Origin of the sequence: Nitrososphaera sp., from assembly GCF_050748925.1 — an archaeon.
Classification (GTDB): domain Archaea; phylum Thermoproteota; class Nitrososphaeria; order Nitrososphaerales; family Nitrososphaeraceae; genus Nitrososphaera.
In genome coordinates, this window is the sequence record NZ_JBOGQF010000232.1 from 1 (window position 1) to 1,419 (window position 1,419).

A 1,419-nucleotide genomic window follows, 5' to 3' on the forward strand; every position below is an offset into this window, starting at 1 on the left:
GATAATAACGAAAAAAGCGCATCACGACATTCTTGGCTATACCATTAGCATGGCATCTAAAATTACAGGTCTTGCAGAACCGAATCAAATCGTAATCGGTCAGCATGTGTACGATGTACTTGACAATAAACAAAGGAGGGCTTTCAAACTGTTATCCGTTCCTTCAGGCATATGGGACTATGTGAGTAGCAAGACAGGAAATTTGTATAACTTGTATGCCCGTTCATCGAGCTGATGAACGTATGGTGTTTGCCAGCCGTGTTCATCACTCATGGCGTACGGAATCAGAGCACGCTGGGCAGCTCTGACATATCTCCCACTATAGATCCGTCGAGCCGGACAACCATGCACTTTTCGACGGCGTTGCTTTCAATTATCCTCGACATGATTGGCGATGTCGACTTTTTGTACCTGCGCTCCTCGGCGTACAGGTACCTGTTAAAGCTGGGCACGACCACGACATCCAGCGGGCCAGATTCTGCAAACAACGCCTCCTTTCTCACCTGCAAATAGACCCAGACCCGCTCGCCGTTCAGCACGCTCCCCTTTTTCAAGAATACTGGATGCAGGTGGCCCATCACTATTCGCCGGACGTGCGACCTCGTGTCTGACGGCATGCTGTGCCCGTGCAAGAATAGAGTATCTCCGATGACCATCCCCTTGCTGCTTATCACGTTGACGCTGTCCGGGACAAGGTGGACGATGTTGCCGTCGTGGTTGCCCGGCACCAGGTAGATGTCCATGCCGGCAGACAGCTTTTTGAAAAACGCGGGCACGTCGTCCCACTCTTGCTTGCTTATCGAGCCTATCGTGTTCTTGATATCGCCAAGCAGTATCAGGCCCCCGGCGTCCTGCGACCGGACAAGCGACGACAGCTCGTCAAGCATGTCCCCCATCAGGCTCGACCGGACCGTTATCCCCTTGGCGCCAAGCTCGGATTCCAGGCCGATGTGCAGGTCAGAGACGGCGACGTACTTTTTGTCGCCTTCTTCCAGCAGGAGCGCCGCGTGGGGATGCAGCGGGCGGATCTTCATCAGTTTTATATCTCGTTTCAGAGATAATAAAGTTGAACTTGGCAACAGAGAGCGAGCGGATAGAGGGGGCGGTTGCTTCGGGCAGTGTCAAAGTGCTGTTGTTTCAGCCAAGCTGCAAAAAGCTGTGGGTCGTGATCGGCAAGGACAGCGAGTACTGGACCGACCCGGACCTCGGGTTCTGCTCCTGCAAGGACTATTACTTTAACACGCTTTCAAAGGGCGACCCCTGTTATCACTTGAAGAGCGTGGCAAGGGCGATGGAAGAAGGGAGGGCAGAGGCAGTCGAGTTTTCAGACGACGAATACGCGCAGGTGCTGCAGGCCATTGCAGACGACAGCGAAGGCACGCTCTTGCGCTAGGACTTGCCAAGGCCGGATACTATGAG

Annotated in this window: 2 protein-coding genes and 1 pseudogene; 2 read left to right on the forward strand and 1 reads right to left on the reverse strand. The window is 53.6% G+C overall.

All coding sequences use genetic code 11. From position 1 onward, the window contains the following. A pseudogene (locus ACREAY_RS11830) lies at positions 1 to 235 on the forward strand (hypothetical protein); the annotation flags it as partial. A gap of 49 nt (positions 236 to 284) precedes the next feature. On the opposite strand, the gene ACREAY_RS11835 reads toward ACREAY_RS11830, so the two are convergent. Then, positions 285 to 1,034, reverse strand: a complete 750-nt coding sequence (locus tag ACREAY_RS11835; protein WP_431755969.1) for a metallophosphoesterase — start codon at positions 1,032 to 1,034, stop codon at positions 285 to 287. A gap of 38 nt (positions 1,035 to 1,072) precedes the next feature. Between ACREAY_RS11835 and ACREAY_RS11840 the strand changes: the two genes are divergently transcribed. Further along, positions 1,073 to 1,393, forward strand: a complete 321-nt coding sequence (locus tag ACREAY_RS11840; RefSeq protein ID WP_431755970.1) for a hypothetical protein — start codon at positions 1,073 to 1,075, stop codon at positions 1,391 to 1,393. The last annotated feature ends 26 nt before the right edge of the window (positions 1,394 to 1,419 follow it).